Below are 26,598 nucleotides of genomic sequence, written 5' to 3' on the forward strand. Positions count from 1 at the left end.
CCGTTATGTGGAGTGAAATCAGCAACATCGGCGATGCCGCGCTGACCTTGCCGATCGCGCTGACCTGCGCGGCGTGGTTCGCGCTGACCGACTGGCGCCTCGCCGTCCGCTGGGGCGTGCTGCTTGCCGCCGGCATGGGCCTCGTCGGCGCCACCAAGATCCTCTATGCCGGGTGCGGCATCGAGCTGCCGCAATTCGATTTCCGCGTGATCAGCGGCCATACGATGCTGTCGACGTCCGTGTGGACCGTCGCGCTGTCGATGCTCTGGCAGGCGTTCCGGCCGGGCAAGGCGCCCGGCATCGCGGCCGGGCTGGCCGTCGGCGCGGTCACGGCCGTCGCGCGTGTGTTCGATCATTCGCACACCGTTCCGGAAGTGATCGTCGGCTGGATGCTCGGCGCGCTGGTCGCGCTGGTGTTCCTGCGCGGCTACGACAGCGCGCGGCAGCGGGCATTCTCGCCGCGCGTTGCGGCCGCCTGCCTGCTGCTCGTGTCGGGCATCGCGTACGGGCATCGTGCGCCGTTCCAGCAGATGATCGACACCCACTCGCCGCAACTCTGCGCGTTCGTGCGCGCGCCGTCGGGCGACGGATTCTGACGGTTGCCGGTCGCGGCGCCCCGGCGCCGCCTTCCTGCCGCCGGCATTCGCCCGGCGGTTGCACGATTCCGCACCATTCATCTTCCCGACCGCTTTCGCGTCGGCGCGGAACGTCGCGCCTCGTCATTCCCTGAATCAACGAACCGGCCGGTCACAAGACTCGCGCGTGCGGGCGGCCCGTGAATGCGCACCGGCACATGAATGTCATGAACCGTGTCTATGACCGGGCATAACGATTATTCATTTCATCGATTGGCGGCATTCGCGTACGCTGGCTGTCGTTCAATCGGGGCAGGCGACCCGGCGCGTCCGGCACGCGTCAGGTTCATCTGGATATACTCGCGGAAACCGTGCGGCGCCTCGTGATGTCGAGGCACGGTCAACCGGCCCGCGTCGGCCGGGACAGGCACGGCCCACCCGTCGCGGCAGCGTTCCGCGACGACGATTCACGACAGGAGCAGGTCACATGACAGTCGTTTCTTCGCGCCTTGCCGGCAAGTGCGCATACATCACGGGCGCCGCGGGCGGCCTCGGCCGCGCGATCGCGCGCCGGATGGTCGAGCAGGGCGCGCGCGTGTTCGTGACCGACATCGCGGAAGCCGCGGTGCTCGACGCATTCGCGCAGGAACTCAACGCGGGCCACGCGACGCCGGTCGCGTTCGCCGCGACGCAGGACGTGCGCGACGAAGCACGCTGGCAGGCGCTGCTCGCGCAGGCGGTCGACGCGATGGGCGGGCTGTCGGTGCTCGTCAACAACGCGGGCGTCGGCTCGATCGGCTCGCCCGCGCAGATCGAGCTGGACGAATGGCGGCGCGTGATGGCGATCAACGTCGAGAGCATCGTGCTCGGCTGCAAGCACGCGCTGTCGTATCTGGCCGAAAGCCATCCCGCGTCGATCATCAACATCTCGTCGGTCGCCGCGTTCAAGGTCGAGCCGGATTTCACTGCGTACAACGCGTCGAAGGCCGCGGTCGCGTCGCTGACGAAGTCGATCGCGATCGACTGCGCGCGCCGCGAGATCGACGTGCGCTGCAATTCGATTCACCCGGCATTCATCCGCACGGGGATCGTCGAGCCGCTGTTCCAGTCGCTCGGCGAACGCGACGCGACGCGCAAGCTCGCGCGCGGCATTCCGCTGCGCCGGCTCGGCGAGCCGGACGACGTCGCGCACGCGGCCGTGTATCTCGCGTCCGACGAGAGCCGCTTCGTGACGGCCGCCGAACTCGTGATCGACGGCGGCATGTGCGCGGTCTGACGCGCATCCCGAACTACAACGACCGGAGGAGAACATCGTGTCCACACCCGTGAACCGCCAACTGTTGCTGAAGACGCGCCCGGAAGGGCGGGTCGGCCGCGAACACTTTTCGCTCGTCGAGACGCCGGTGCCGGCGCTTGCCGACGGCGAAGTGCTCGTGCGCGTGCTGTACCTGTCGATGGACCCGACCAACCGTGTATGGATGAGCGACGTACCGCAGTACCTGCCGCCCGTCGCGATCGACGAGGTGATGCGCGCGCTCGGCATCGGCCGCGTGGTCGCGTCGCGCAACGCGGGGTTCGCGGAAGGCGATCTCGTGCAGGGGCTCGTCGGCTGGCAGGACTACGCGGTCGTGCCGGCCGAGCAGGCCGCGCAGCTCGTGAAGCTGCCCGCGCAGTCGGGCCTGCCGCTGCCGACGCTGCTCGGCGCGTGCGGGATGAGCGGGCTGACCGCGTACTACGGGCTGACCGACATCGCGCCGGTGCAGCCGGGCGAGACGCTCGTGGTATCGGCGGCGGCCGGCTCGGTCGGCTCGATCGCCGGGCAGATCGGCAAGATCCACGGCGCACGCGTGGTCGGCATCGCCGGCGGCGCGGACAAGTGCCGCTACCTGACCGAGACGCTCGGCTTCGACGCGGCCGTCGACTACAAGGCCGACGATTTCCGTCAGCAACTGAAGGCGGCGACGCCGGACGGCGTGCACGTGAACTTCGAGAACGTCGGCGGCGAGGTGATGCGCGCGGTGCTGTCGCGGATGGTGATCGGCGGGCGCGTCGCGCTGTGCGGCGTGATCTCGAACTACAACAGCGGGCGCGCGGCGGACGACGTCGGCGTGCTGATCTCGAAGCGGCTGACGATGCGCGGCTTCCTGATCCTCGACTATCGCAAGAGCCGTGAAGCCGTGCAGACGCTCGCGGGCTGGCTGCGCGACGGCCGGCTCAAGGCCGAGGAGACTGTTGCGGACGGTCTCGAGAACGCACCGGACGTGCTGAATCGCCTGTTCGACGGCGACCATCGCGGCAAGCTCGTGCTGCGCGTCGATCCCGGCGCGTGATCGCACTGCCGCGCAGCGTGCGATGCCGTTCGTACGCTGTCGCGAGGGCCGTGAACGCAGCGGGTTCGATTAGTCGGGCCTTAGTTTCGGACTTGTCCCATATATTGTCCGGACGTCTCTCCCTAAAGTGATTACCAGCAGACAGGCGGCGTGACCGACGCGTCACGCCGCCTTTTTTTCTGGTCACGCGCAAGAGGAGAGGGAACATGCGAAACGACGCGAAGCGGGCGGCATCGGTGGCGATGCGCAATCGAACGGTGCGGTATGCCGGTGCCGTGCGGCAGGTCGCAATCGGGCTTGGCGTGGCGTTCGCGATGTCGAATGCGGTGGCGGCCGGGCACGCCGCGTCGGACGGCATCGTACGGTTCACCGGTGCGCTCGTCGATCTCTACGACGTGACGCTCGACGCACCGTCGGGCGTGGCGGTCGAAGGACGAGAGGTGGCGAACGGCGGGGCGGCCGCAACGCTGCGATTCGATGCACATGGCCGGCGTTTGCCGGGCGCCCATGTGGCGCTGCTCGGGCCCGACGGTGCGCCGTTCTCGCCCGACGTCGCCGCGCGTGTGCGTGCAACGTGGCGCGATGCGCACGACGATCGAAGCGTGCCGCTGGCATCGGGCCGCACGTATCGCGTGGGCCCGTATGGCGGCGTGATGACGCTCGCAGCGGATGAAGAAACGGGCGCCGAGGCGCCCGTCGTGATCCGCATTCGCCATCCATGACGGCGCGTGCTGGCAGGTGCGTGGCATGCGGCCACGCGATGCGTCATTCGCCCTGTTCGGCGCGCGCGTAGATGTCCCAGCTCGCCATGAACAGCGCGGCGACGAGCGGCCCGATCACGAAGCCGTTGATGCCGAACAGCGCCATCCCGCCGAGCGTCGAAATCAGCACGACCCAGTCGGGCATCTTCGTGTCCTTGCCGACGAGAATCGGGCGCAGCAGGTTGTCGACGAGGCCGATCACGCCCACGCAGAACGCGACGAGGATCACGCACTTCCAGACCGCGCCGATCATCAGGAAGTAGAGCGCGGCCGGCACCCATACGAGGCTCGCGCCGATCGCGGGCAGCAGCGACAGGAACGCCATCAGCGCGCCCCACAGCACCACGCCCTCGATCCCGAGGATCCAGAAGATCAGGCCGCCGAGCGCGCCCTGCACGAGCGCGACCGCGATGTTGCCCTTCACCGTTGCGCGCACGACGGTCGTGAACTTCGCGAGCAGCAGGTTCTTGTGCTCCTCGTCGAGCGGCAGCGCGCGGCGCACGCGGCGGCCGATCTCGCCGCCGTCTCGCAGCAGGAAGAACACCATGTACAGCATCACGCCGAAGCTCACGACGAACTGGAACGTGTTCTGGCCGATGCTGAGCGCCTGGGTGGCCGCGAACTGGCTGATTTGCGCGGCGCCGTCGGTCAGCTTCTTCTGGATGCCCGGGATGTTGGTCAGCCCGTACTTCTGCAGCAGGTTCTGGATCGACGTCGGCAGCGCGTGAATGATGTCGTGGAAATACTGCGAATAGTTCGGCTGGGCGTCCTTGAGCTCCTGGTACACGTACGCGATTTCCTGCACGAGCGTCGCGGCGACGAACACGAGCGGCAGGATCACGATCAGGACGATCAGCGACAGCGTCACGAGCGCGGCCAGGTTGCGCCGCTTGCCGAAGCGTGCGGCGAGCCAGCGCTGCACGGGCTGGAACAGGATCGCGAGAATGGTGCCCCAGAACACGGCTCCGGAAAACGGCGCGAGGATCCAGCAGAGTCCGACGGTGACCGCGGCCAGCAGGAAATAGAAGAATTTTTGGTGGTCGTGTCCGCTTTCCATGGATGACGTTCGCGCAGATTGATGCGTGGTTTGATTGAATCTCGTTGCCCCGCGCCCGATCGGTTCCCGATCGTCACGGGTTCGCGGCGAAATGCGACGCAGGGCGGCCCGAAGCGGAGTATGCCCGCAAAGGCGCCGCCATCATAGCCGCTGCGCGCGGCCCATGCGAAAACGCCGCGGCCGGGGCCGCGGCGCTGCCGGGAAGCAAACGCGGCGCGACGCCGCGTGCCGCATCGTCAGATGTTGAGCTTCGTGACCTTGGTGCCGTTCACCGACAGGTCGCCCATCAGGCCCGCGTTGGTCAGGATCAGCACCTCGACCGGGGCGGTGGCGGTGTTGGAGTCTACCGCGCCGTTCGCGCCGACCTTCACGACCGCGACCGAGGCGTCTGCGCCCGCGGCCCAGCCTTCGGACTTGCGGAACGAGTCGAGCGCATCCTGCGTCATGAACAGGAACACGATCGCCTTCGACTGTGCGCCGGCCTGCAGGCCGACCGACAGCGACGACGTGTTGTAGTAGCCGACCGTGCTGCCGCCTACGCGCAGCGCGCCGTTGCCGGACTGGCCGCCGACGATGAAGCCGGCTTGCAGCACGTTCGGGAACACGAGCACGCCGCGCGATTTCGCGACGAGCTCACGCGAACCCGGCACCGTCGAATAGAGGCGCGACAGCGTCGCGTTGACGCTGGCGTCGATCGACTGGCGCTTCGACGCGCTGGCCGCGGCGCCGTCCGGTTTGTCCGGGGTGGTCGTGCAGCCGGCGAGCGCGAGGCTGCCGAGCAGGACGGCGGCGGCGGCTTTCATGGCAAAGGTCTTTTGCATGGCGTTACTCCTTCGTTTGTCTGATTGAGGACGGACGGGGCGGGCGCGTGGCGGCCGGCTCCGCTCAACGGCGGGCAAGGAGCAGGCCCGCAACGAACGCGAGGCCGGCGACGACGCCGGCGGTTTGCCACGGGTTGTCCTGCACGACCTGCGACACGCGTTCGGCCGAATCGCGCAGCCGGGCGGCCGCGCTGCCCGACGCATGGTCGAGCGCGCCGCGCGCTTCATCGAGCCTGGATTGCACGCGCTTGCGCAGCGCGGCGATATCGCCGTCGCCATCGTTTTTCAGCAGATCTTCCAGTTCGTCGACCAGCCCGCGCAGATCGTCGGTGACGTCGGCATGCAGGTCGCGGGCGGCCGAGCGCGTCGTGCGCCCCACGCGCCGGCCCGTGCGACGAATGTCGGAGAGGCCGCGGTCCAGCTTGTGTTCGATCGAGTCGGTGAGCGCCATGGTGTTTATCCTCCTTCGATTACAAGGCAAATTTGAAGATAAGACGAATCCCAGCAACCTGTGTGATTCACTTGGCCCGATTTTGTTTCGAGACAAATTTTCAATTCGTCGGCAGGATTGCCGCACAGCCCCGCCACACGGGGCGGCGCGGCGATTGAAAAAAATTCGTATTTCGGGCGAAGCGGTGTATCGGGCTGCGGTACACGGTGAAGGTCCGGTAAATATCGCGTCGCCAGGGCCATCAGGTAAATAGTGCCGTTGCAAGCCTTGTGCTGATGCAAATGCACTAATCGACGCCTGCTGGAGTAGCACGGTTCGTGCCCGGGGCTGCTGACGTGCCGCCATCGCCAAGCGCGACGTCGATCACGACGGGATCGTGATCCGATGACCGGTACGCGTCGGGTGCGTAATAAATCGACCGATGTGCGGACGTTTTGTAATCAGGCACGGGTTGGAGGGCGGCAGGCTCGTCGGCGTTGATGTGCCAGACGTGTACGGCCCTCACGCGCGCGGCGAGCGCCGGCGTGGCCAGCGTGTGGTCGAGGCTGCCCGCTTCGCCGCGAAATACGTAGCTGTACGCAGCATCGCCGACGAAGCGCGTCACCAGGTTCTCGTAGCCGCGCGACTCGAGCGCGCGCACCGGGTCTTCCTTCGCGTAGCTGTTCAGGTCGCCGATCAGCAGCACGCCATCGGCCATGGTGCCGGTCGGCGATGTGGCGAGCCAGTCGGCGACGCGCGCGGCGGCTCGCGTGCGCGCCGCATTCCAGCAGCCCTGGCCGTCCGACTGGTCACGATCGGCGCCGGTCGCGTTCGGGCAGTTCTTCGATTTCAGGTGATTGACCGCGACCGTGACGGTGCGCGTGCCGCCGATGCGCCGGAACGTCTGCGCGAGCGGCGGGCGGTGCCGGCCGCCGAGGGCGACGGTCGCGGCCCGCCCGGCCGGCTCGACCGTGCGGCTGTCGTACAGCAGCGCGACTGCGATCGCATCGCGGCCGAGGCGCGCGGTGCCGGGTTCGACCGCGCGCCAGCCGTCGCCGAGTTGCGCGGCGAGACGCTGGACGGCGCTCGCGTTGCCGTGGCCGTTGTTCGCGATCTCCATCAGCCCGATCACGTCGGCACGCAGCGCGCGCAACGCCGCGACGATTTTCGCCTCCTGCCGCGCGAACGCGGCGGGCGTTTTCGCGCCGCGGCTGGCCGGGGCATCGAATCCGCCGCCGCTCCCGTCGCCGTTGAAATAGTTGAATACGTTGAACGACACGATGCGCACGTCGGCATCCGGGTGCCGGGCCGGCGCCTCGGTACGCGGGTTCGGGGCGGCATCGAACACCGGCGCCGCGCCGGCAACCGGTTGCAGCCGCCATGCGCCGTAGCGCAGTTCGAGCACGCCTTCGACGCCGCGTACCGTGTAGCCCGCGCGCAGCGTGTTGGCGGCGCTCAGCGACGGCGGCGGATAGCGCACGATTGAGGGATCGCGGCGGCTCGAGCCGTCGTCGAGCACGATGCGGTTGCGTGCGTTGGCGGTCGCGATCGCGGCGGCCTCGGCCGGCGGGGCGACGTGGGTCGGGATGCGCAGCCGGCCGTGGCTGAGGACGATGCTGCCGTAGCGGCCGAGTTCGTGGGTGTCGGTGACCGTCAGGGTTTGCGGCAGGCGCACCCGCATGCCTTCAAGCGCGGCCAGCACCGCGTCGGTGGCGACGGGCAGCGTGAGCGTTGCAGGCGTGACCTTTTGCCCGCGGGCGCAGACGGTCACGCCGCCCGACAACGTGAATTGCGTCCGGCCGTAGCGCTCGTCGACGCGGCCCGTGAGATGCACGAGATCGCCGGCTTTCGCGCTGGCATTGGGCGCGTACACGAACATGCCTTCGGGGACGCCCGGCCGGTGCCGGCGCTGCGCGTCGGCCTGCTGGACGAAGAAGCCGCCGAGGCCGTGGGCGCCGCCGAACGCAGCCGTGACGACCGCTTCGATCGACGTCGTTTGCCCAGCCAGCGGCGACGGGCCCCCGGCGCCGCGAAGGTCGGCAATCGGCATGGTTGCGCCGCCGCAGCCGGCGCTGACCGGCGGCGCGGCCACGGCCGGCCGGGCAGGGGGAGCGGCGAGCGCGGTGAGGGCGATGAACGGTGCAACGGCAAGCGGTACAAGCAGGCGTGACATGGGGCGGTCCACAGGAAGAAAATCCGACGGTTCGGGAAGGCATCTTGACGGCAAAATGTCAGGAAGCGGCCGAAATGGCCGTCCGGCCATAGCCGATCGGCCGACGAGGCAAGCCGCACGGCGGCTGCTACGCTTTTGCATCGGCCGGCGCATCCCGATCGCGCAGCGAACGCCGCCGCGCCCCGTTCCCACAGGAGAAATCCATGTCTTACATGCTGTTGATTGTCGAGCCGACCGACCAGCGCGCCGAACGCACGCTCGACGAAGGTCAGGCGTTGTATGCGCGGATGGTCGATTTCGCCGAGACGCTGAAGGCGCGCGGCGTGCTGCGCGGCGTCGAGTCGCTGGAGCGCTCGGAGCGCGGCACGCGCGTGCAGGTGCGCAACGGCGAGACGCGCCTGATCGACGGTCCGTTCGCGGAGGCGAAGGAGATGGTCGGCGGCTTCTTCATCGTCGACGTCGACACGCGCGAGGAAGCGATCGAGATCGCGCGCCAGTGCCCGGCGGCGCAATGGTGCACGGTCGAGGTGCGGGCGGTCGGCCCGTGCTTCCTGTGAAGGTTGCGACTCGGTATTTACCCTGATATGTCGCGGAATGTGTCGATCCGGCCGTCTTCCGGCCGTCGTCCGGATAAGGCGCCGTTGAATCGGCGCTGCCTTCCACCGACGACAAGGAGTGAACGATGCGATTCATGATCATGATCCGGGCGAACGCCGTCAGCGAATCCGACGCGTTGCCGGACAACCGGCTGGTCGAGGCCATGACCGTCTATCACGAGGAACTGGCCAGGGCCGGCGTGCTGCTCGACGCGAACGGGCTGCGGCCAAGCGCGCGTGGGTGGCGCGTGCACTACACGGGCGGCAAGGGCACCGTGATCGACGGCCCGTTCGCCGAAACGAAGGAACTGATTGCCGGCTATACGCTGATCCAGGTGCGGTCGCGCGATGAAGCGCTCGAATGGACACGCCGGTTCCCCGCGCCGTTCGGTGCCGAGATGGATTGCGAGATCGAGGTGCGGCCGCTGTTCGAGCTCGACGACCTCACGCCGAGCGACGCGGTCGAGCGGTTCCGCGAACTCCACGTCGGCCGTACCGGCGCCTGACTGATTGCCCGCCTGAATCCAACCTCACCGGGAGCACCCGACATGCACAAGATGGTCTTCATCAACCTGCCCGTGGCCGACCTGCCGCGCTCGAAGGCGTTCTACCAGGCGCTCGGCTTCGAGGTCGTACCGGCCTATACCAACGACCAGGCCGCCTGCATCAAGATCAGCGACACGATCTTCGCGATGCTGCTCGTGCGGCCGTTCTTCCAGACGTTCACCGGCAAAACCATCATCGATCCGGCAACGCAGGTGCAGGTCCTGTCGTGCCTGTCGTGCGACAGCCGGGCCGAGGTCGACGCGATCGTCGCGAAGGCGCTGGCGGCCGGCGGGTCCGCGCCGCAGGCGCCGCGCGAGTACCCGAACATGTACGGCCACGGGTTCGACGATCCGGACGGCCATGCATGGGAGCTGATGGCCATGCCGCTGGGCGCTTCCACCGAGGGGCAGGCGTCGTGACGCGTGAGGCGACTCACCGTGCGATCGAAGCGGTCTGGCGAATCGAGGCGCCCAAGATCATCGCGCGCGCCGCGCGCGTGGTGCGCGACGTCGGCGTGGCCGAGGAACTGGCGCAGGACACGCTCGTCGCGGCGCTCGAGCACTGGCCCGTCGACGGCGTGCCCGACAACCCGGCCGCATGGCTGATGACGGCCGTGAAGCGTCGCGCACTCGATCGTGTCCGGCAGGAGTCGCTTCACGCGGCGAAGCGCGACCAGCTCGGCCACGAGATGGACGCGCTCGAAGCGCACGTCGTCCCCGACATCGCGGACGCGCTTGCCGACGCGAGCGACGACGACATCGGCGACGACCTTTTGCGGCTGATCTTCACGTCGTGCCATCCGGTGCTGTCGACCGATGCGCGCGTGGCACTCACGCTGCGGCTGCTCGGCGGGCTGACGACGGGCGAGATCGCGCGCGCCTTCCTCACGCCCGAGCCCACGATCGCGCAGCGGATCGTGCGCGCAAGCGCACGCTCGCGGCGGCGCACGTGCCGTTCGAGGTGCCGGCGGCCGATGCGCGGCCCGCGCGGCTCGCGTCGGTGCTCGAAGTGATCTATCTCGTGTTCAACGAAGGCCATGCGGCGACCTCGGGCGACGACTGGACGCGCCCGGCGCTGTGCGACGAGGCGTTGCGGCTCGGCCGGGTGCTGGCCGGGCTGGCGCCGGACGAGAGCGAGGTGCTCGGGCTCGTCGCGCTGATGGAGCTGCAGGCGTCGCGCATGCATGCGCGCACCGATGCGCAGGGCCGGCCCGTGCTGCTACTCGACCAGGATCGCAGCCGCTGGGATCCGCTGCTGATCCGGCGCGGCATCGCGGCGCTCGAACGTGCGACGAAGCTCGGCGGCGTACGCGGGCCGTATGCGCTGCAGGCCGCGCTGGCCGCCTGCCATGCGCGTGCGCGGCAAGCGTCGGATACGGACTGGGCGCAGATCGTCGCGCTGTATGACGCGCTCGCCGAAGTCGCACCGTCGCCCGTCGTCGAGCTGAATCGCGCGGTGGCCGTCGGGATGGCGTTCGGGCCTGCTGCGGCGCTCGAACTCGTCGACGCGCTGCGCGACGATCCCGCGCTCGCGCGCTATCACTGGCTGCCGAGCGTGCGCGGCGACCTGCTGGCGAAGCTGGGCCGTGCCGACGAGGCGAAGGCCGAATTCCGCCGCGCGGCGGAACTGACGCGCAACGAGCGCGAGCGCGAATTGCTGCTGAGGCGCGCGACGGACGCTTGACGCGCGCGGCATGCGGCGCACGCCGAGAGCCACATGCCATGAGCCACGACCCGCGACCCGCGACCCGCGACCCGCGAGCCACGAGCCACGAGCCACGAGCCACGAGCCACATACCACGACCACATGCCACGAGCGAACCCGGCACACCGTGCACCAGCCCCGCCCTGCGGCGCTTGCCACTCCGCGTCCCCGCACCGCTCGCCGCTCCCCCGCCAAGCACTATCGTCCGGATTGAAAAAGCCTATTGGGGGATGCGAACGCGAGCGCCTAGATTGAAGAGCACGATGCGTGCGCCCGGCACCCGCATCGTTCCCCACATACCTGATCGGCCCGGCTTCGCACGCGGCCGCGCCGACTCGAACGGAGGCGCAAATGGCTCAACTCAAGGGCAGCAAAACCGAAGAGAACCTGAAGGCCGCATTCGCGGGCGAATCGCAGGCGAACCGGCGTTATCTGTATTTCGCTTCGAAGGCCGACGTCGAAGGCCAGAACGACGTCGCCGCGCTGTTCCGCTCGACCGCCGAAGGCGAAACCGGCCATGCGCACGGCCACCTCGAATACCTGGAGGCCGTCGGCGATCCGGCAACGGGCTTGCCGTTCGGTTCATCGCGGCAGAATCTCGAATCGGCGATCGCCGGCGAAACGCACGAGTACACCGACATGTATCCGGGCATGGCGAAGACGGCGCGCGACGAAGGTTTCGACGAAATCGCGAACTGGTTCGAGACGCTCGCGAAGGCCGAACGCAGCCACGCGAACCGCTACACGAAGGCGCTGGACAGTCTCGTCGACTGACGGGCCGCCGCGGGCCGCACGGCAGGCCGTGCGACCGGCGAGCGGCCGGCTGTTCGTTCATCGCTGCCCGCATCGGGCGGGCGGCGCTGGCGCGCATGCGCGCCACGCTGGATGGAGCGCCCCATGCCCCACAAGGAAGGCAGTCTCGAAGCCCCGACCCGGCATCCGCTCGACTGGCAGTCCGATGCGTTCTACGACCAGGCCGCGATCGATGCGGAAATGACGCGCGTGTTCGACATCTGCGCCGGGTGCCGGCGCTGCGTGTCGTTGTGCGGCGCGTTTCCGACGCTGTTCGATCTGGTCGACGACACGCCGATGGGCGATATCGAGGAGGTGCCGAAGGCCGCGTTCGGCAAGGTCGTCGACCAGTGCTACCTGTGCGACCTCTGCTACATGACGAAATGCCCGTACGTGCCGCCGCATGCATGGAACGTCGATTTCCCGCACCTGATGCTGCGCGGCAAGGCCGCGCGCTACAAGCGCGGCGAAGCGACGTTGCGCGACAAGGTGCTGTCGAACACCGACGCGCTCGGCCACTTCGCCGGCATTCCGATCGTCACGCAGGCGGTGAACGCGGTGAACCGCACGCCGCCTGCGCGCCATGCGCTCGAGGCGACGCTCGGCGTCGATCGCGATGCTTGGCTGCCGGAATTCGCGCCGCGCAAGTTCCGGCGCACGGCGAAGCCGTCGGACGGCTTGCCGGTGCGCGACGGCGAACGCACGCCCGGCAAGGTCGCGATCTACGCGACGTGCTACGTGAATTTCAACGAGCCCGGCATCGGCCACGACCTGCTCGCGATCCTCGCGCACAACGACATTCCGTACGAGCTCGTCGCGCGCGAAGCCTGCTGCGGGATGCCGCTGCTCGAGCAGGGCAATCTCGCCGGCGTGGCCGCGAAGAAGGACGTGAACCTGCCCGTGCTCGAACGCTATGCGCGCGAAGGCTATGCGCTGATCGGCGCGATCCCGAGCTGCGTGCTGATGTACAAGAGCGAGCTGCCGCTGATGTTCCCCGGCGACGAAGCGGTGCGCGCGGTGGCCGACGCGTTCTGGGATCCGTTCGAATACGTGATCGCGCGGCATCGCGACGGACTGCTGAAGACCGATTTCAAGACGGGCCTCGGCACCGTGTCGTATCACGTGCCGTGCCATGCGCGCGTGCAGAACATCGGCCGCAAGACGGCCGACGCGCTGTCGCTCGTGCCCGACACGCGCGTGAATGTCGTCGAGCGCTGTTCGGGCCACGCGGGCACGTTCGGTGTGAAGAAGGGGTTTCACGCGGATGCGATGCGGATCGGCGGCCCCGTGTTCAAGGCGATGGCCGAGCCGCAGCCGGATGTCGTGTCGTCGGACTGCGCGCTGGCCGGTCATCACATCGTGCAGGGCATCGAGGACAAGGGGCTGCCGTCCGCGCCGCTCGCGCATCCGCTTACGCTGCTGCGCCGCGCGTACGGCATCTGAGCCGCCGCCGGCCGACCCACGAGGACCTCCCATGACGTTGACCCGCGACTCCCTGCTGACGCTCGAAGCGTACGCGAAGATCCGCAAGGCCGAACACGCGCGGCTCGTCGCGTACAAGCGCCGCCGTGCGGTGGCGCTGGGCAACCACCTGCGCCTCCTGTTCGAGGACGAAACGACGATCCGCTATCAGATCCAGGAGATGCTGCACATCGAGAAGATCTTCGACCAGGCCGGCATCGAAGGCGAACTGGACGCGTATCTGCCGCTCGTGCCCGACGGCACGAACCTGAAGGCGACGATGCAGATCGAGTACGAGCACGAGATCGAACGGCGCGCGGCGCTCGCCCGGCTGATCGGCGTCGAGGATCGCGTGTACCTGCAGGTCGACGGGCATGCGCGCGTCTACGCGATCGCAGACGAGGATCTCGACCGCGACACCGCCGAGAAGACGTCGGCCGTGCACTTCGTGCGCTTCGAGCTCGACGCGCCGATGCGCGCGGCGCTCAGGGGCGGGGCGGCGCTGTCGATCGGCTGCGATCACCCGGCGTACACGATGCCGCCGCAGCGCGTGGACGCGGACGTGGCCGCAGCGCTGGCCGTCGATCTGCGCTGACGCGTCCGCTGCAACGTCCGGCATCGCCCACCCACCGGTTTTCCTCTTTCGTTCCGACCCGAAAACGGCACTCCCGCCTCCGATGCGGCGCGTTCGCTCGTCCGCCGTCCCGAAGATGTAACAGACGTCACCGGTTTGCGCGTGGCGAAAAATTTGCATCGCACGTCACCGCGCTTTCATCACTCGCAGAGAAACAATAAAAAGATTGTGCACGGAGATAATTAAAATCGGTCGAATTTGAATGATTTACCGATTCGTGAATATCTTGTTACGCTTTTTTCCCTGATTTACCGATGTCGGGCAGCAATGCGCGGGATTGTTGCCGGCAGGGGGCGGGGCACCCCGAAAATGCCAATGAAAAGGCATTCCTCATACGCTGCGGAGCCCCGCCAGGCGGGCCTTTGCAGAAACGGGCATAAAGATCGCGCAAAAAAATTCAAGCGTAAATACATTGCGCACCCGTGGCAGGTTGTTTCAGTGCGTAACATTAAGTCATTGTCATATTGAGATAAACCCTAGGGATGGTATGCTTCGTGCACAAAAATTCCCACATTGGAGTGAGACCGTGATTTGTGCGTCATTGCCGGGAATGTCGGCACCGTGAAAGTGCGGTGCCGCACCCGCATGCACAACTCCGGATAACCATAATGTGCAACCTGGCCGCCCCGCGACGCGATGTGTCGTGACGGCGCCGCCAATCGCAGCCCCGGCCTGGCTGCGTGGAGAGATCTACTATGTTCTTCGATGAGCTTACCGATGAAGAGTGGTTTCGTCTTTCAACGCTGATCGCCGATGAACCCATCCGGCTGAACCGCCGCGGGCGTCCGCGAGCCGAACCGCGCGTCGTTGCCAACGCGGTGCTCTGGATCCTGACGACCGGTGAAGCGTGGTCGAAGCTGCCCGGTCGCTATCCGTCCGGGCCGACGTGCCGCCGCCGCTACGAGGAGTGGCTCGCGTCCGGCACGCTGCTGCAGATGATCGACGTGCTGACCCAGTTCAGCGGGCGCACGTTCGCGTATATCCCGCCGCCGCCGGAGCCGGTCGTGCCCGCACGCCGTGCCGAGCCGGCGCCCGACAACGACCGCTTGCGCGGCGTGTTCTGGCAAAACCCCGAGTCGTGGCAATTGCCGGTCGCTCAGGCAAACGTTTGGGAGGGCGAGGGCGCGTCGATGAGCGCGAGGCCGGTCGACGAAGTCGTCGATCCGTCGGCCGCGTCGTTCGCGGTGCCGGGTGCGCCGTCGACGGAGCTGCGCCATGCGCATGCGTCGTCGGCGAGCTTCGCCGCGGCCGAACCGCAAGTCGACAACTATCGCGGCTATACGATCTGCGGCATCGCGCAGCCCGTGCAGAACCTGATGTATCGCGCGTGGGCCGAGATTACGCAGGACGACCGACGCGTCGAACGCTCGGGCCTGATCGGTCCGCGCTTCACCGATGCCGAGGAAGCCGAGCAGTTCGCGCTCGACTGGGCGCGCCAGTGGATCGATCGCCATGGCGCGAGCGACGAACCGGCGCGCGAGCCGCAAGGCGAGGTGCTGGCCGGCTTGTCCGCGCTTGCGCGTACCGAGTCGGACATCCACCGCTTCATCGCCGAGCGCCACGCGGGTGCGCTGTCCGAAAGCCGCAACGATCCGGTGCAACCGGAGCGCCGCGAGTACGTGTATCGCGTCGGCTGATCGCCGACCCGCCGAGACGCGCGGGCCGTCGTGTGCCACGACGCCCGCGCGGAAGTCCCGTCCTTTCATGCCTGCGTTGCCGGGGCGCCGCCGTCGAAGCGGCGCCCCCCGTGCACGTGCGTTACTGCCGGCCGTAGGTATCGTCGAAGCGGACGATGTCGTCCTCGCCGAGATACGCGCCCGACTGCACTTCGATCAGCTCGAGCGGCATCTTGCCCGGGTTCTCCAGGCGGTGCGACACGCCGAGCGGGATGTACGTCGATTCGTTTTCGGACAGCAGGAACGTTTCGTCGCCGCGCGTGATGCGCGCGGTGCCGCAGACGACGATCCAGTGTTCGGCGCGATGGTGGTGCATCTGCAGCGACAGTTGCGCGCCGGGCTTCACGACGATGCGTTTCACCTGGAAGCGCTCGCCCATGTCGACCGAGTCGTAGTGGCCCCACGGGCGATGCACCTTGCGGTGATCGGTTGCTTCCGCGCCGCGTTGCGCCTTGATGCGCCCGACGATTTTCTTCACGTCCTGCACGCGCGACTTGTCCGCGACGAGCACGGCGTCCGGCGTTTCGACGACGACGAGGTTCTGCGTGCCCACGCAGGCGACGAGCCGGCTTTCCGAATGCGCGAACGTCGATTCCGCGCCTTCGAACAGCACGTGGCCGCGGCCGACGTTTTCGGCCTCGTCCTTCGGCGAGATCTGCCAGATCGCGTCCCACGAGCCGACGTCCGACCAGCCCGCGTCGAGCGGCACGACGACGCTCTCGCACAGTTGCGGCAGGCTCGCGAGCGGCTCCATCACCGCGTAGTCGATCGAGTTCGACGGCGACGCGGCGAACGCTTCGCGATCGATGCGGAAGAAATCGCCATCGGCCTTGCCCTGGGCGACGGCCTGTTCGCAGGCCGCGTAGATTGCCGGTTCGAGCTCGCGGATCGCCTTCAGCCAGACCGACGCGCGAACGATGAAGATGCCGCTGTTCCACCAGTATTCGCCCGATGCGACGTACTGCTGAGCGAGTTCGAGATGCGGTTTCTCGACGAAGCGGTCGAGGCGGCGCACGTCGAGTTTGCCCGTGGCGGCGTCGCCGAGCGGCGCGCCGACACGGATGTAGCCGAAGCCGGTTTCCGCGTGCTTCGGCACGATGCCCATCGTCGCGATCTTGCCTTGCATCGCGCAATGCACGCCGGCCGCGACGGCCGCGTGGAAGCGCGGCAGGTCGGCGACCGCATGGTCGGCCGGCATCACGGTCATCACCGCGTCGTTGCCGCCGGCGACCAGTCGAAACGCGGCGAGCGTCAGCGCGGGCGCGGTGTCGCGGCCGATCGGCTCGAGCATGATCGACGCCGATTTGCCGGTCAGGCGCAGCTGTTCGGCGGTGGTGAAGCGGTGATCCTCGCCGCATACGATCAGCACGTCGTCGTTCAGCGGATGGTCGGCCGCGAGGCCGTCGAGGCGCAGCGCGGTCGACTGCAGCAGCGAATGTTCGCCGAGCAGGCCGATCAGCTGTTTCGGAAAACGTTCGCGGGACATCGGCCACAGGCGCGTGCCGGACCCGCCGGCGAGAATCACCGGTTGCACGGCGACACGCGTGCCGACGGCGGGCGCGGTGGAAGAAGAATGGCGCGTTTCGGCAGCCACGGCCGGAGCATTCATGAGGACACTCTCCACGGTTGAAGTCAGTGCCTGTCGTTGTAGCATGAAGTAAATCGACAATAAAACCGGATCCATTGCCGGATATTCGCCACGCATTCGTCGGGAAGAATTTTCCGCGCCAGCATCCGATGCAAATAAAAAAATAAAAAATAAATCGGTAAATCGGCCTGTCTTGACCACCAGCAAAGGGTTAGCGGAAATCGTAAAGCTTCCGAAATATTCCCGATTCCTGTGAATTTCGGGAAAACATGCCGAATTAATTCAAAAACATCGCGGCAATAATTTCCGATTATTTTTCGAAATACTTGTACGCTTGAGGCGACAATTTCTTACCGCTTCAATAGCGTCATGCAACGTTTGAATCGAATGCGCGGCACGGGTCGCGCAAGGAGCTGTTCGGCAAACGCCTGTTCAAAGAGGAAGCAGACATGTTGAGCGTGCTGGCGAGAGTCATCGATATCGCGATGGTCGTGACGGGGGCGCTGCTCGCCGCCGCGCTGCACGGTGGCAGCATCTGGCTCAACGACCTGCAGCGCACGATGATGCTGTTCGATTGCCTGCTCGTCGTCGTGTGCTTTCCCGCGTTCGGCATTTACCAGTCGTGGCGCGGCAAGCGTCTCGTCGGGCTGGTGGGGCGGGTCGCATTCGCGTGGCTGGTGGTCGAGCTGGCGGGCATCCTGCTGAGCTTCAGCTTTCATCAGTCGGGCGAACTGTCGCGGCTGTGGCTGGGTTACTGGGCGCTCGTGACGATGGCGCTGCTCGCCGGCTCGAAGGCCTGCGTGCACGTCGTGCTGCGGCAACTGCGCCGCGGCGGCTACAACCTGAAGGCGGTCGCGATCGTCGGCGGGACGCCGGCGGCGCGGCGGCTGATCGCCCAGATGCGGGCGCGGCCGGAAGCCGGTTTCAACCCGGTGTGCGTGTACGACGAAAGCGAAGCGCCGGGCGAAGTCGCGCTCGACGACGTGCGCATCGAGCGGCAGTTCGAATCGCTGGTGTGGCTGGTGCGCAGCCGCGCGATCAGCGAGCTGTGGCTCACGCTGCCGATCACGGAAGAGCGCCGGATTCACCAGATCGTGACGGTGTTCCGCCACGACTTCGTGAATATCCGCTTCATCCCGGACGTGCGCACGCTGTCGTTCTTCAACCAGGAAGTGGTCGAGGTGCTCGGCGTGCCGGCGATCAACCTCGCGGCGTCGCCGATCACCGACGTGCGGATCCTGCCGAAGTTCGTGTTCGACCGGGCGTTCGCGCTGGTGGCGCTCACGGGTCTGGCGCCGGTGATGCTGGTGATCGCGTGCCTGATCAAGCTGACGTCGCGCGGGCCGGTGTTCTTCCGCCAGAAGCGCAAGGGCATCGACGGGCACGAGTTCGAGATCTACAAGTTCCGCTCGATGAAGGTGCACGAGGAAGTGGCGGGGCAGGTCACGCAGGCGAAGAAGAACGATTCGCGCGTGACGCCGGTCGGCCGGTTCCTGCGCCGCACGAGCCTCGACGAGCTGCCGCAGTTCATCAACGTGCTGAAGGGCGAGATGTCGGTCGTCGGCCCGCGCCCGCATGCGCTCGCCCACGACGACATCTACAAGGATCTGGTCAAGGGCTACATGTTCCGCTACCGGATCAAGCCGGGCATCACCGGGTGGGCGCAGATCAACGGCTTTCGCGGCGAGACCGACCAGATCGAGAAGATGATGGGACGCGTGAAGCTCGATCTGTACTACATGCAGAACTGGTCGTTCTGGCTCGACATCAAGATCGTCGTGCTGACGCTCTGGAAAGGCTTCACCGGCAGCAACGCGTACTGAGCACCGAGATCGCGCCACGCAGGCATTCCGGTTTTACGAATTTCGAATCATTGGTCAAGAGGTCCGACACATCATGAATCTGACTATCATCGGCAGCGGTTACGTAGGTCTTGTCACCGGCGCATGTCTCGCCGACATCGGGCACGACGTGTTCTGTCTCGACGTCGACCAGGCAAAGATCGACATCCTGAACAACGGCGGCGTGCCGATCCACGAGCCGGGCCTCAAGGAAGTGATCGCGCGCAACCGCTCGGCGGGCCGCCTGCGCTTCTCGACCGATATCGAGGCCGCGGTCGCGCACGGCGACGTGCAGTTCATCGCGGTCGGCACGCCGCCCGACGAGGACGGTTCGGCCGACCTGCAATACGTGCTGGCGGCAGCGCGCAACATCGGCCGCTACATGACGGGCTTCAAGGTGATCGTCGACAAGTCGACGGTGCCGGTCGGCACGGCCGAGCGCGTGCGCGCGGCGGTGGCGGAAGAGCTCGCGAAGCGCGGCGGCGACCAGATGTTCTCGGTCGTGTCGAATCCGGAATTCCTGAAGGAAGGCGCGGCGGTGGACGATTTCACGCGGCCGGACCGCATCGTGATCGGCTGCGACGACGACGTGCCGGGCGAGCGCGCCCGCGAGCTGATGAAGAAGCTCTACGCGCCGTTCAACCGCAACCACGAACGCACGCTGTACATGGACGTGCGCTCGGCCGAGTTCACGAAATACGCGGCGAACGCGATGCTCGCGACCCGCATCTCGTTCATGAACGAGCTGGCGAACCTCGCCGACCGCTTCGGCGCGGACATCGAGGCCGTGCGCCGCGGGATCGGCTCCGATCCGCGCATCGGCTATCACTTCCTGTACGCCGGCTGCGGTTATGGTGGCTCGTGTTTCCCGAAGGATGTCGAAGCGTTGATCCGCACGGCCGACGAGCACGGGCAGGCACTGCAGATCCTGAAGGCGGTGTCGTCGGTCAACGCCACGCAAAAGCGCGTGCTCGCCGAGAAGATCGTCGCGCGCTTCGGCGAGGACCTGAGCGGCCGCACGTTCGCCATCTGGGGCCTCGCGTTCAAGCCGAATACCGACGACATGCGCGAAGCACCGAGCCGCGAGCTGATCGCCGAGCTGCTGTCGCGCGGGGCGCGCATCGCCGCGTACGACCCGGTCGCGCAGGAGGAAGCGCGCCGCGTGATCGCGCTCGATCTCGCCGATCACCCGAGCTGGCTCGAGCGCCTCTCCTTCGTCGACGACGAGGCGCAGGCCGCGCGCGATGCCGACGCGCTCGTGATCGTCACCGAATGGAAGATCTTCAAGAGCCCCGATTTCGTCGCGCTCGGCCGTCTGTGGAAGACGCCCGTGATCTTCGACGGCCGCAACCTGTACGAGCCGGAGACGATGAGCGAGCAGGGCATCGAATACCACCCGATCGGCCGGCCGGGCTCGCGCCAGGCCGTCGCCGCCCGTGTGCCGGGCACCGCGCCCGCGAGCGCGTAACCCGATTCCCGTCACTCGTTACGAGGCGCCATGTTCCGGAACATCCTGATCGTCTGCCACGCGAACGTCTGCCGCAGCCCGGCAGCGGAACTGCTGTTCAAGTCGCACGCCGCGTCGCGCGGCGGCCCGCGCCCGACGTTCCACTCGGCGGGCGTGCATGCGAACGACGGCGACGGCATCGATCCGGTGATGCGTCAGCTGCTCGCCGAGCGGGGCGTCGATGCGACGACCCACCGCTCGCGGCGGCTGTCGCGCCGGATCGTGCGCGACGCCGACCTGATTCTCGTCAGCGAGCGCGGACAGATTGCGGCCGTTGAATCGGTCGATCCGTTCGCGCGCGGCAAGGTCCACCTGCTCGGCAAGTGGGAAGGGGCCGAGATTGCCGATCCGCACGGCGGCCCCGAGGCCGATTACCGCGAGAGCTACTCACTGATCGAACGTCTGGTTCAAGGATGGCTACAGAAACTATGCTGAAACGCCCGATGCGCCCGGTGGCGCTTGCCGTCGCGCTGACGACTTTCCTGTCAGCCTGTGCAACCGCGCCCGGCAACTACCTCGACTCGTCGAACCTGAAGGACGAAGGCCGGCAGCAAGCGGCCGAAACCTATCCGGTTCATTACATCGACGCCAAAGTGGTGATGGACCAGCTGCAGAAGGCGCAGGTCGACCATCCGCTGCCGCCCGGACGTTACACCGATCCGTCGGAGTACGTGTACCGCGTCGGCCCGCAGGATATCCTCGGCGTCACCGTGTGGGACCACCCCGAGCTGACGACGCCGCAGGGCCAGTCGTTCTCGAGCGGCGGCAACACGACGCAGACGGTCGCGGGTGCGCTGCAGCAGCCGTATACGACCGCGCTGCCGGGCCAGGCCGATCCGTACGGCCAGACGGTCGCCGCCGACGGCACGATCTTCTTCCCGTTCGTCGGCCGCATCAAGGTGGCCGGCAAGACGGTCGCGCAGATCCGCGAGCAGATGGCCACCACGCTGTCGCGCTACGTGAAGAATCCGCAGCTCGACGTGCGCGTGCTCTCGTTCCGCAGCCAGAAGGTGCAGGTGACGGGCGAGGTGAAGCAGCCGGGCCCGCTCGCGGTGAGCGACGTGCCGCTGACGCTCGTCGACGCGATCTCGCGCTCGGGCGGCTCGACCAACGAGGCCGACCTGCAGCGCGTGCGCCTGACGCGTGACGGCAAGCTCTACACGCTCGACGCGAACGGCGTGCTCGATCGCGGCGAGGTGAAGCAGAACGTGATGCTGCAGCCGGGCGACATCATCAACGTGCCGGACCGCAGCGACAGCCGCGTGTTCATCATGGGCGAGGTCAAGACGCCGGTCACGGTGCCGATGCTCAAGGGCCGCCTGAGCATCGCCGACGCGCTGACCGCGGGCGGCGGCATCCTCGACACCGATGCGAACCCGCGCAAGATCTACGTGATGCGCGGGATGCGCGACAACCCGACGAAGCCTGAAGTGTTCCGCCTCGACATGACGCAGCCGGATGCGCTGATGCTGTCGAGCCGCTTCCCGCTTCAACCGCTCGACGTCGTCTACGTCAGCACGGCCAGCTCGGTGCAGTTCAACCGTGTGCTGCAGCAGGTGCTGCCGACGATCCAGACGATCTTCTACATGCGGCAAATCACGCGCTGATAGCCCGCCGGGGCGGCGCCCGCCCCCCGGCACCACTCAAGCGGGAACGAATGGTGAACACGCAAGCGAAACACTCCTACGCGGATCTGTCCGCGAAAACCGAGGAAGAGGACGTCGTCCTCGGCCAGTTGCTCCAGGTGATCATGGACGACATCTGGCTGCTGCTCGGCATCGCGGTCACGGTCGTCGCGCTCGCCGGCCTCTACTGCTACATCGCGAAGCCGGTCTACCAGGCCGACGTGCACGTGCGGGTCGAGGGCAACGACAACACGTCGCAGGCGCTCACGCAGACGCAGACGGGCGCGATGATCAACAGCGGCCCGCAGCAGGCGCCGACCGACGCGGAAATCGAGATCATCAAGAGCCGCGGCGTGGTCGCGCCGGTGGTCGAGCAGTTCAAGCTGAATTTCTCGGTCGTGCCGAAGACGCTGCCGGTGATCGGCGGTGTCGCCGCGCGCATCGCGACGCCCGGTGTGCCGGCGAAGCCGTGGCTCGGCCTGAAGTCGTACGCATGGGGCGGTGAAGTGGCCGACGTCGATTCGATCAGCGTCGTGCCCGCGCTCGAGGGCAAGAAGCTGACGCTGACGGCCGGCCCGAACGGGACCTATTCGGTCGTCGACCAGAACGGCATGCGGCTGCTGTCGGGCCAGGTCGGCGAAGCGGCGCAGGGCGGCGGCGTGACGCTGCTCGTGTCGAAGCTCGTCGCGCGCCCCGGTACGCAGTTCACGGTGGTCCGCTACAACGATCTCGATGCGATCAGCGGCTTCCAGACCGGCATCCAGGTGACCGAGCAGGGCAAGCAGACGGGCGTCGTGCAGATCTCGCTCGAAGGCAAGGACCCGGACCAGACCGCCGCGATCGCGAACGCGCTCGCGCAGTCGTACCTGAACCAGCACGTGGTCGCGAAGCAGGCCGAAGCGACCAAGATGCTCGACTTCCTGAAGGGCGAGGAGCCGCGCCTGAAGGCCGACCTCGAACGCGCGGAAGCCGCGCTGACGCAGTACCAGCGCACGTCGGGCTCGATCAACGCGAGCGACGAGGCGAAGGTCTACCTCGAGGGCAGCGTGCAGTACGAGCAGCAGATCGCCGCGCAGCGCCTGCAGCTCGCGTCGCTCGCGCAGCGTTTCACCGATTCGCATCCGATGGTGATCGCCGCGAAGCAGCAGCTCGCGGAGCTGCAGGGCGAGAAGGACAAGTTCAGCAACCGCTTCCGCAGCCTGCCGGCCACCGAAGTGAAGGCCGTCCAGCTGCAGCGTGACGCGAAGGTCGCCGAGGACATCTACGTGCTGCTGCTGAACCGCGTGCAGGAGCTGTCGGTGCAGAAGGCCGGCACGGGCGGCAACATCCACCTCGTCGATTCGGCGCTGCGTCCGGGCGATCCGGTCAAGCCGAAGAAGGTGCTGATCCTGTCGGCCGCCGTGTTCCTCGGGCTGATTCTCGGCACGGGCATCGTGTTCCTGCGCCGCAACATGTTCCAGGGCATCGAGGATCCCGACCGCATCGAGCGCGCGTTCAACCTGCCGCTGTACGGGCTGGTGCCGCAAAGCGCCGAGCAGGTGAAGCTCGACGCGCAGGCCGAGAAGAGCGGCAGCCGTACCCGTCCGATCCTCGCGAGCCTGCGTCCGAAGGATCTCAGCGTCGAGAGCCTGCGCAGCCTGCGCACCGCGATGCAGTTCGCGATGATGGATGCGAAGAACCGTGTGATCGTGCTGACGGGCCCGACGCCGGGTATCGGCAAGAGCTTCCTGACGGTCAACCTCGCGGTGCTGCTCGCGCATTCGGGCAAGCGCGTGCTGCTGATCGACGCCGACATGCGCCGCGGCTTGCTCGACCGCTACTTCGGCCTCACGTCGCAGCCGGGCCTGTCCGAGCTGCTGAGCGACCAGTCGGCGCTCGAGGATGCCGTGCGCGAGACGCCGGTGCAGGGCCTGTCGTTCATTTCGGCCGGCACGCGCCCGCCGAACCCGTCGGAGCTGCTGATGTCGTCGCGCCTGCCGCAATACCTGGAGGGGCTCGGCAAGCGCTACGACGTCGTGCTGATCGATTCGCCGCCGGTGCTGGCGGTGACCGACGCGACCATCATCGGCCGCATGGCCGGCTCGACGTTCCTCGTGCTGCGCTCGGGCATGCATACCGAAGGCGAGATCGCCGACGCGATCAAGCGCCTGCGCACCGCCGGCGTCGACCTGGAAGGCGGGATCTTCAACGGCGTGCCGCCGAAGGCGCGCGGCTACGGCCGCGGCTATGCAGCCGTGCACGAATACCTGAGCGCCTGATCCGCATCGCACGTAACCGGGCGGGCAGCATGTGTTGCCCGCCCGGCCGACAGGAGAATCAACGATGAAAATTTCCGTGCTCGTTCCGACTTTTCGGCGTCCTGCCGACCTCGCGCGCTGCCTGCTGGCGCTGCAGCGGCAGCATCGGCTGCCCGACGAGGTGATCGTCGTCGCGCGCCCGGAGGATGACGCCACGCACGAACGGCTCGCCGATCCGGCGGTCGGCGGCGCGCTGCCGCTGCGCATCGTGCCAGTCGACGTGCCGGGCCAGGTCGCCGCGCTGAACAAGGGGCTCGACTCGGCGAACGGCGACATCGTCGCGATCACCGACGACGACGCGGCGCCGCATCCCGACTGGCTCGCGCGCGTCGAGTCGGTGTTCGAAGCCGATCCGCGCGTGGGCGCGGTCGGCGGGCGCGACTGGGTGCACGAGAAGGGCCGCGTGCTCGACGAATCGCGCGAACGCGTCGGCCAGCTCACGCTGTCCGGCAAGATCGTCGGCAACCATCATCTCGGCGTGGGCGGCCTGCGCGAAGTCGACATGCTGAAAGGCGCGAACATGAGCTACCGCCGCGCCGCGATCGAGCGGCTGCGCTTCGACACGCGGCTGCGCGGCGCCGGCGCGCAGGTGCACAACGACATGGGTTTCAGCATGCGCGTGCAGCGCGACGGCTGGAAGCTCGTCTACGACCCGGCGATCGCGGTCGATCATTTCCCGGCCGAGCGCTTCGACGACGATCGGCGCGATGCCGCGTCGCTGAATGCGATCAGCAACGGCGCGTACAACATGCACCTGATCCTGCGCGAGCATCTGCCGCCGGTCCGGCGCGAGATCGCGTGGTGGTGGTGGACGCTGGTCGGCACGCGCGTCTACCCGGGCCTCGCGCACGTGCTGCTGTCGCTGCATACGGCGCAGCGCGAGCGGATCCGCGAGCACTGGCGCGCGGTGCGCCGCGGTGCGCGCGATGCCCGCCGCGCGAACCTTGCCCCCCATCGTGCGGCGATGCCGCCGGTGACGTCTTGAACGGCTTGCGCGCCCCGCGCGCGGCCACCCACGGAGGGCTCGCATGACTGCAACGAAAGCTGCAACCAACGTCCACGTTCACCTGTTTTACGGCGCCGATCCGCGTACCTACCGGAAAGGCGAGAACATCGGCTGCCTGTACGGCTATCACCATGCCGAATCCGACGAATTCCGGCTGACCTATTCGCAGGACGGCGGCGAGAGCCGCGTCGCCAGCCTCGCGCGCCGCGCGCTGAAGGCGGCGCTCGGCTTCGACGTCGTGCATGCGTGGCGCAACCGCGCCGCGCTGCTGAACACCGACGTGATCTGGACGCACACGGAACAGGAGCATCTGGCCGCTTCGCTGATCCTGAAGCTGGCCGGCGAGCAGGGCAAGCGCCCGCTGCTGCTCGCGCAGAGCGTATGGCTGTTCGACAAGTGGAACAGCTTCGGCGGCCCGCGCCGCTGGCTGTACCGCAAGCTGATCGCGCGCGCCGACGCGCTGACCACGCTGGCCCGCGACAACGCCGAGCTGTGCCGCCGCTATCTCGGCCGCGATGCCGAGTTCGTCTACTACGGGCTGAACACGCAGGATTTCCCGATCACCGAGCCGCGGCAATGGCAACCGAACCGGCCGCTGCGGATCGCGGCGATCGGCAACGACCGCGACCGCGACTGGCGCACGTTCCTCGCCGCGTTCGGCGGTGACGAGCGCTACGACGTGCGGCTCGCGACGCGCCGCCGCGTGCCGCGCGAGTGGCATGCGCCGAACGTGAAGATCGGCTCGGCATCGGGGCTCGCGAAACAGCACGAGCTGTACGCGTGGGCCGACGTGATCGTCGTGCCGCTGCGGCCGAACTTCCATGCGTCGGGCATCACGGTGATGCTCGAGGCGGCCGCCGTCGGCAAGCCGATGATCGTGTCGGATGTCGGCGGGCTCAGCGACTACTTCCCGCACGATACGGCCGCTTATGTGCCTGCGTTCGACGCGCAGGCGATGCGCCAGGCCGCCGATCGCTTCGTGGCCGATCCGGTCGCGGCGCTTGCGTGCGCGCAGGCCGCCGCGGCGTGCCTGCGCGATCGCGACCTGACCACGCAGGCGTTCGCCGAGCAGCACGTGCGGATCACGCGCGACATGCTGCGCCGGCGCCGCACGCCGGCTGCCGCGGGCCTGGCGATGCCGCTCGCGGATTCGCGCCCGTCGTCGCGGTGAGAGCGGA

General features: G+C 67.5%; 24 protein-coding genes and 1 pseudogene. 20 read left to right on the forward strand and 5 right to left on the reverse strand.

Going from position 1 to position 26,598, the window contains the following annotated elements:
- The first annotated feature begins 5 nt into the window (after window positions 1–5).
- The 4 genes from LXE91_RS29590 to LXE91_RS29605 all read left to right on the forward strand — a co-directional run bounded on the left by LXE91_RS29590 (window position 6) and on the right by LXE91_RS29605 (window position 3,627).
- A complete protein-coding gene (locus tag LXE91_RS29590) occupies window positions 6–596 on the forward strand; it encodes a phosphatase PAP2 family protein (RefSeq protein ID WP_039345341.1) in 591 nt (196 codons plus the stop codon).
- 466 nt (window positions 597–1,062) lie between these two features.
- Window positions 1,063–1,851, forward strand: coding sequence for an SDR family oxidoreductase (locus LXE91_RS29595; protein ID WP_039345338.1), 789 nt, complete (start codon window positions 1,063–1,065; stop codon window positions 1,849–1,851).
- 37 nt (window positions 1,852–1,888) lie between these two features.
- Window positions 1,889–2,905 carry an NADP-dependent oxidoreductase gene (locus tag LXE91_RS29600; RefSeq protein WP_039345334.1) on the forward strand — a complete coding sequence of 339 codons (1,017 nt, stop codon included), beginning with the start codon at window positions 1,889–1,891 and terminating at the stop codon, window positions 2,903–2,905.
- A 206-nt stretch (window positions 2,906–3,111) separates the two neighbouring features.
- The gene (locus tag LXE91_RS29605; RefSeq protein WP_039345332.1) at window positions 3,112–3,627 is read left to right on the forward strand and encodes a hypothetical protein; all 516 of its coding nucleotides are present in this window, start codon (window positions 3,112–3,114) and stop codon (window positions 3,625–3,627) included.
- A gap of 43 nt (window positions 3,628–3,670) precedes the next feature.
- Here LXE91_RS29605 and LXE91_RS29610 read toward each other — a convergent pair whose 3' ends face one another.
- The 3 genes from LXE91_RS29610 to LXE91_RS29620 form a co-directional block, all read right to left on the reverse strand.
- Window positions 3,671–4,723 carry an AI-2E family transporter gene (locus LXE91_RS29610; protein WP_039345329.1) on the reverse strand — a complete coding sequence of 351 codons (1,053 nt, stop codon included), beginning with the start codon at window positions 4,721–4,723 and terminating at the stop codon, window positions 3,671–3,673.
- A 236-nt stretch (window positions 4,724–4,959) separates the two neighbouring features.
- Window positions 4,960–5,544, reverse strand: coding sequence for a BPSL1445 family SYLF domain-containing lipoprotein (locus tag LXE91_RS29615; RefSeq protein WP_039345326.1), 585 nt, complete (start codon window positions 5,542–5,544; stop codon window positions 4,960–4,962).
- A 64-nt stretch (window positions 5,545–5,608) separates the two neighbouring features.
- Entirely contained in the window at window positions 5,609–5,995 is a 387-nt protein-coding gene (locus tag LXE91_RS29620; protein WP_021157600.1) for an ElaB/YgaM/YqjD family protein, read from the reverse strand.
- Here LXE91_RS29620 and LXE91_RS29625 point away from each other — a divergent pair.
- Window positions 5,994–6,248, forward strand: coding sequence for a hypothetical protein (locus LXE91_RS29625; RefSeq protein ID WP_135370721.1), 255 nt, complete (start codon window positions 5,994–5,996; stop codon window positions 6,246–6,248). The genes LXE91_RS29620 and LXE91_RS29625 overlap by 2 nt on opposite strands.
- 33 nt (window positions 6,249–6,281) lie before the next feature.
- Here LXE91_RS29625 and LXE91_RS29630 read toward each other — a convergent pair whose 3' ends face one another.
- On the reverse strand, window positions 6,282–8,147 hold the full coding sequence (locus tag LXE91_RS29630; RefSeq protein WP_039345319.1) for an ExeM/NucH family extracellular endonuclease: 1,866 nt from the start codon (window positions 8,145–8,147) through the stop codon (window positions 6,282–6,284).
- A 203-nt stretch (window positions 8,148–8,350) separates the two neighbouring features.
- Here LXE91_RS29630 and LXE91_RS29635 point away from each other — a divergent pair, with 203 nt between their 5' ends.
- The 8 genes and pseudogenes from LXE91_RS29635 (at window position 8,351) to LXE91_RS29670 (ending at window position 15,517) form a co-directional block, all read left to right on the forward strand.
- Window positions 8,351–8,704: a YciI family protein gene (locus LXE91_RS29635; RefSeq protein ID WP_039345316.1), complete on the forward strand. Its 354-nt coding sequence runs from the start codon at window positions 8,351–8,353 to the stop codon at window positions 8,702–8,704.
- 125 nt (window positions 8,705–8,829) lie between these two features.
- The gene (locus LXE91_RS29640; protein ID WP_039345313.1) at window positions 8,830–9,249 is read left to right on the forward strand and encodes a YciI family protein; all 420 of its coding nucleotides are present in this window, start codon (window positions 8,830–8,832) and stop codon (window positions 9,247–9,249) included.
- A 42-nt stretch (window positions 9,250–9,291) separates the two neighbouring features.
- Complete coding sequence (locus tag LXE91_RS29645) at window positions 9,292–9,708, forward strand: VOC family protein (RefSeq protein ID WP_039345309.1); 417 nt, start codon at window positions 9,292–9,294, stop codon at window positions 9,706–9,708.
- Window positions 9,705–10,972: pseudogene (locus tag LXE91_RS29650) on the forward strand (RNA polymerase sigma factor). Before LXE91_RS29645 ends, LXE91_RS29650 begins: the two are co-directional and overlap by 4 nt.
- A gap of 372 nt (window positions 10,973–11,344) precedes the next feature.
- Window positions 11,345–11,767, forward strand: coding sequence for a rubrerythrin family protein (locus tag LXE91_RS29655; protein WP_027791020.1), 423 nt, complete (start codon window positions 11,345–11,347; stop codon window positions 11,765–11,767).
- Window positions 11,768–11,890: 123 nt separating this feature from the next.
- Window positions 11,891–13,228 (forward strand): heterodisulfide reductase-related iron-sulfur binding cluster, encoded by a 1,338-nt coding sequence (locus LXE91_RS29660; protein ID WP_039345300.1) that lies wholly within the window; start codon window positions 11,891–11,893, stop codon window positions 13,226–13,228.
- A 31-nt stretch (window positions 13,229–13,259) separates the two neighbouring features.
- Window positions 13,260–13,841 carry a DUF3501 family protein gene (locus LXE91_RS29665; protein ID WP_039345298.1) on the forward strand — a complete coding sequence of 194 codons (582 nt, stop codon included), beginning with the start codon at window positions 13,260–13,262 and terminating at the stop codon, window positions 13,839–13,841.
- Between the two features lie 734 nt (window positions 13,842–14,575).
- Complete coding sequence (locus tag LXE91_RS29670) at window positions 14,576–15,517, forward strand: transposase (protein WP_039345296.1); 942 nt, start codon at window positions 14,576–14,578, stop codon at window positions 15,515–15,517.
- Window positions 15,518–15,638: 121 nt separating this feature from the next.
- Here LXE91_RS29670 and LXE91_RS29675 read toward each other — a convergent pair whose 3' ends face one another.
- Complete coding sequence (locus tag LXE91_RS29675; RefSeq protein WP_039345295.1) at window positions 15,639–17,165, reverse strand: mannose-1-phosphate guanylyltransferase/mannose-6-phosphate isomerase; 1,527 nt, start codon at window positions 17,163–17,165, stop codon at window positions 15,639–15,641.
- A gap of 428 nt (window positions 17,166–17,593) precedes the next feature.
- Here LXE91_RS29675 and LXE91_RS29680 point away from each other — a divergent pair, with 428 nt between their 5' ends.
- The 7 genes from LXE91_RS29680 to LXE91_RS29710 all read left to right on the forward strand — a co-directional run bounded on the left by LXE91_RS29680 (window position 17,594) and on the right by LXE91_RS29710 (window position 26,591).
- Window positions 17,594–18,967, forward strand: a complete 1,374-nt coding sequence (locus LXE91_RS29680; RefSeq protein ID WP_039345293.1) for an undecaprenyl-phosphate glucose phosphotransferase — start codon at window positions 17,594–17,596, stop codon at window positions 18,965–18,967.
- A 73-nt stretch (window positions 18,968–19,040) separates the two neighbouring features.
- A complete protein-coding gene (locus LXE91_RS29685) occupies window positions 19,041–20,453 on the forward strand; it encodes a UDP-glucose dehydrogenase family protein (RefSeq protein ID WP_039345290.1) in 1,413 nt (470 codons plus the stop codon).
- A 30-nt stretch (window positions 20,454–20,483) separates the two neighbouring features.
- On the forward strand, window positions 20,484–20,927 hold the full coding sequence (locus LXE91_RS29690; protein ID WP_039345287.1) for a low molecular weight protein-tyrosine-phosphatase: 444 nt from the start codon (window positions 20,484–20,486) through the stop codon (window positions 20,925–20,927).
- Complete coding sequence (locus LXE91_RS29695) at window positions 20,921–22,099, forward strand: polysaccharide biosynthesis/export family protein (RefSeq protein WP_039345284.1); 1,179 nt, start codon at window positions 20,921–20,923, stop codon at window positions 22,097–22,099. The genes LXE91_RS29690 and LXE91_RS29695 overlap by 7 nt, the downstream gene beginning before the upstream one ends.
- A gap of 50 nt (window positions 22,100–22,149) precedes the next feature.
- On the forward strand, window positions 22,150–24,375 hold the full coding sequence (locus LXE91_RS29700; RefSeq protein ID WP_039345282.1) for a polysaccharide biosynthesis tyrosine autokinase: 2,226 nt from the start codon (window positions 22,150–22,152) through the stop codon (window positions 24,373–24,375).
- A 64-nt stretch (window positions 24,376–24,439) separates the two neighbouring features.
- Complete coding sequence (locus tag LXE91_RS29705) at window positions 24,440–25,399, forward strand: glycosyltransferase family 2 protein (protein WP_039345279.1); 960 nt, start codon at window positions 24,440–24,442, stop codon at window positions 25,397–25,399.
- A gap of 43 nt (window positions 25,400–25,442) precedes the next feature.
- The gene (locus tag LXE91_RS29710; RefSeq protein ID WP_039345275.1) at window positions 25,443–26,591 is read left to right on the forward strand and encodes a glycosyltransferase family 4 protein; all 1,149 of its coding nucleotides are present in this window, start codon (window positions 25,443–25,445) and stop codon (window positions 26,589–26,591) included.
- The last annotated feature ends 7 nt before the right edge of the window (window positions 26,592–26,598 follow it).

This window comes from Burkholderia contaminans (genome assembly GCF_029633825.1).
GTDB lineage: Bacteria > Pseudomonadota > Gammaproteobacteria > Burkholderiales > Burkholderiaceae > Burkholderia > Burkholderia contaminans.

Coding starts and splice junctions, on each gene's coding strand:
- LXE91_RS29630 (WP_039345319.1), bottom strand. CDS start 8,147: ATGTCACGCCTGCTTGTACCGCTTGCCGTTGCACCGTTCATCGCCCTC.
- LXE91_RS29615 (WP_039345326.1), bottom strand. CDS start 5,544: ATGCAAAAGACCTTTGCCATGAAAGCCGCCGCCGCCGTCCTGCTCGGC.
- LXE91_RS29685 (WP_039345290.1), top strand. CDS start 19,041: ATGAATCTGACTATCATCGGCAGCGGTTACGTAGGTCTTGTCACCGGC.
- LXE91_RS29620 (WP_021157600.1), bottom strand. CDS start 5,995: ATGGCGCTCACCGACTCGATCGAACACAAGCTGGACCGCGGCCTCTCC.
- LXE91_RS29655 (WP_027791020.1), top strand. CDS start 11,345: ATGGCTCAACTCAAGGGCAGCAAAACCGAAGAGAACCTGAAGGCCGCA.
- LXE91_RS29625 (WP_135370721.1), top strand. CDS start 5,994: ATGGTGTTTATCCTCCTTCGATTACAAGGCAAATTTGAAGATAAGACG.
- LXE91_RS29680 (WP_039345293.1), top strand. CDS start 17,594: ATGTTGAGCGTGCTGGCGAGAGTCATCGATATCGCGATGGTCGTGACG.
- LXE91_RS29710 (WP_039345275.1), top strand. CDS start 25,443: ATGACTGCAACGAAAGCTGCAACCAACGTCCACGTTCACCTGTTTTAC.
- LXE91_RS29660 (WP_039345300.1), top strand. CDS start 11,891: ATGCCCCACAAGGAAGGCAGTCTCGAAGCCCCGACCCGGCATCCGCTC.
- LXE91_RS29695 (WP_039345284.1), top strand. CDS start 20,921: ATGCTGAAACGCCCGATGCGCCCGGTGGCGCTTGCCGTCGCGCTGACG.
- LXE91_RS29605 (WP_039345332.1), top strand. CDS start 3,112: ATGCGAAACGACGCGAAGCGGGCGGCATCGGTGGCGATGCGCAATCGA.
- LXE91_RS29700 (WP_039345282.1), top strand. CDS start 22,150: ATGGTGAACACGCAAGCGAAACACTCCTACGCGGATCTGTCCGCGAAA.
- LXE91_RS29705 (WP_039345279.1), top strand. CDS start 24,440: ATGAAAATTTCCGTGCTCGTTCCGACTTTTCGGCGTCCTGCCGACCTC.
- LXE91_RS29675 (WP_039345295.1), bottom strand. CDS start 17,165: ATGAATGCTCCGGCCGTGGCTGCCGAAACGCGCCATTCTTCTTCCACC.
- LXE91_RS29640 (WP_039345313.1), top strand. CDS start 8,830: ATGCGATTCATGATCATGATCCGGGCGAACGCCGTCAGCGAATCCGAC.
- LXE91_RS29635 (WP_039345316.1), top strand. CDS start 8,351: ATGTCTTACATGCTGTTGATTGTCGAGCCGACCGACCAGCGCGCCGAA.
- LXE91_RS29595 (WP_039345338.1), top strand. CDS start 1,063: ATGACAGTCGTTTCTTCGCGCCTTGCCGGCAAGTGCGCATACATCACG.
- LXE91_RS29690 (WP_039345287.1), top strand. CDS start 20,484: ATGTTCCGGAACATCCTGATCGTCTGCCACGCGAACGTCTGCCGCAGC.
- LXE91_RS29665 (WP_039345298.1), top strand. CDS start 13,260: ATGACGTTGACCCGCGACTCCCTGCTGACGCTCGAAGCGTACGCGAAG.
- LXE91_RS29645 (WP_039345309.1), top strand. CDS start 9,292: ATGCACAAGATGGTCTTCATCAACCTGCCCGTGGCCGACCTGCCGCGC.
- LXE91_RS29590 (WP_039345341.1), top strand. CDS start 6: ATGTGGAGTGAAATCAGCAACATCGGCGATGCCGCGCTGACCTTGCCG.
- LXE91_RS29670 (WP_039345296.1), top strand. CDS start 14,576: ATGTTCTTCGATGAGCTTACCGATGAAGAGTGGTTTCGTCTTTCAACG.
- LXE91_RS29610 (WP_039345329.1), bottom strand. CDS start 4,723: ATGGAAAGCGGACACGACCACCAAAAATTCTTCTATTTCCTGCTGGCC.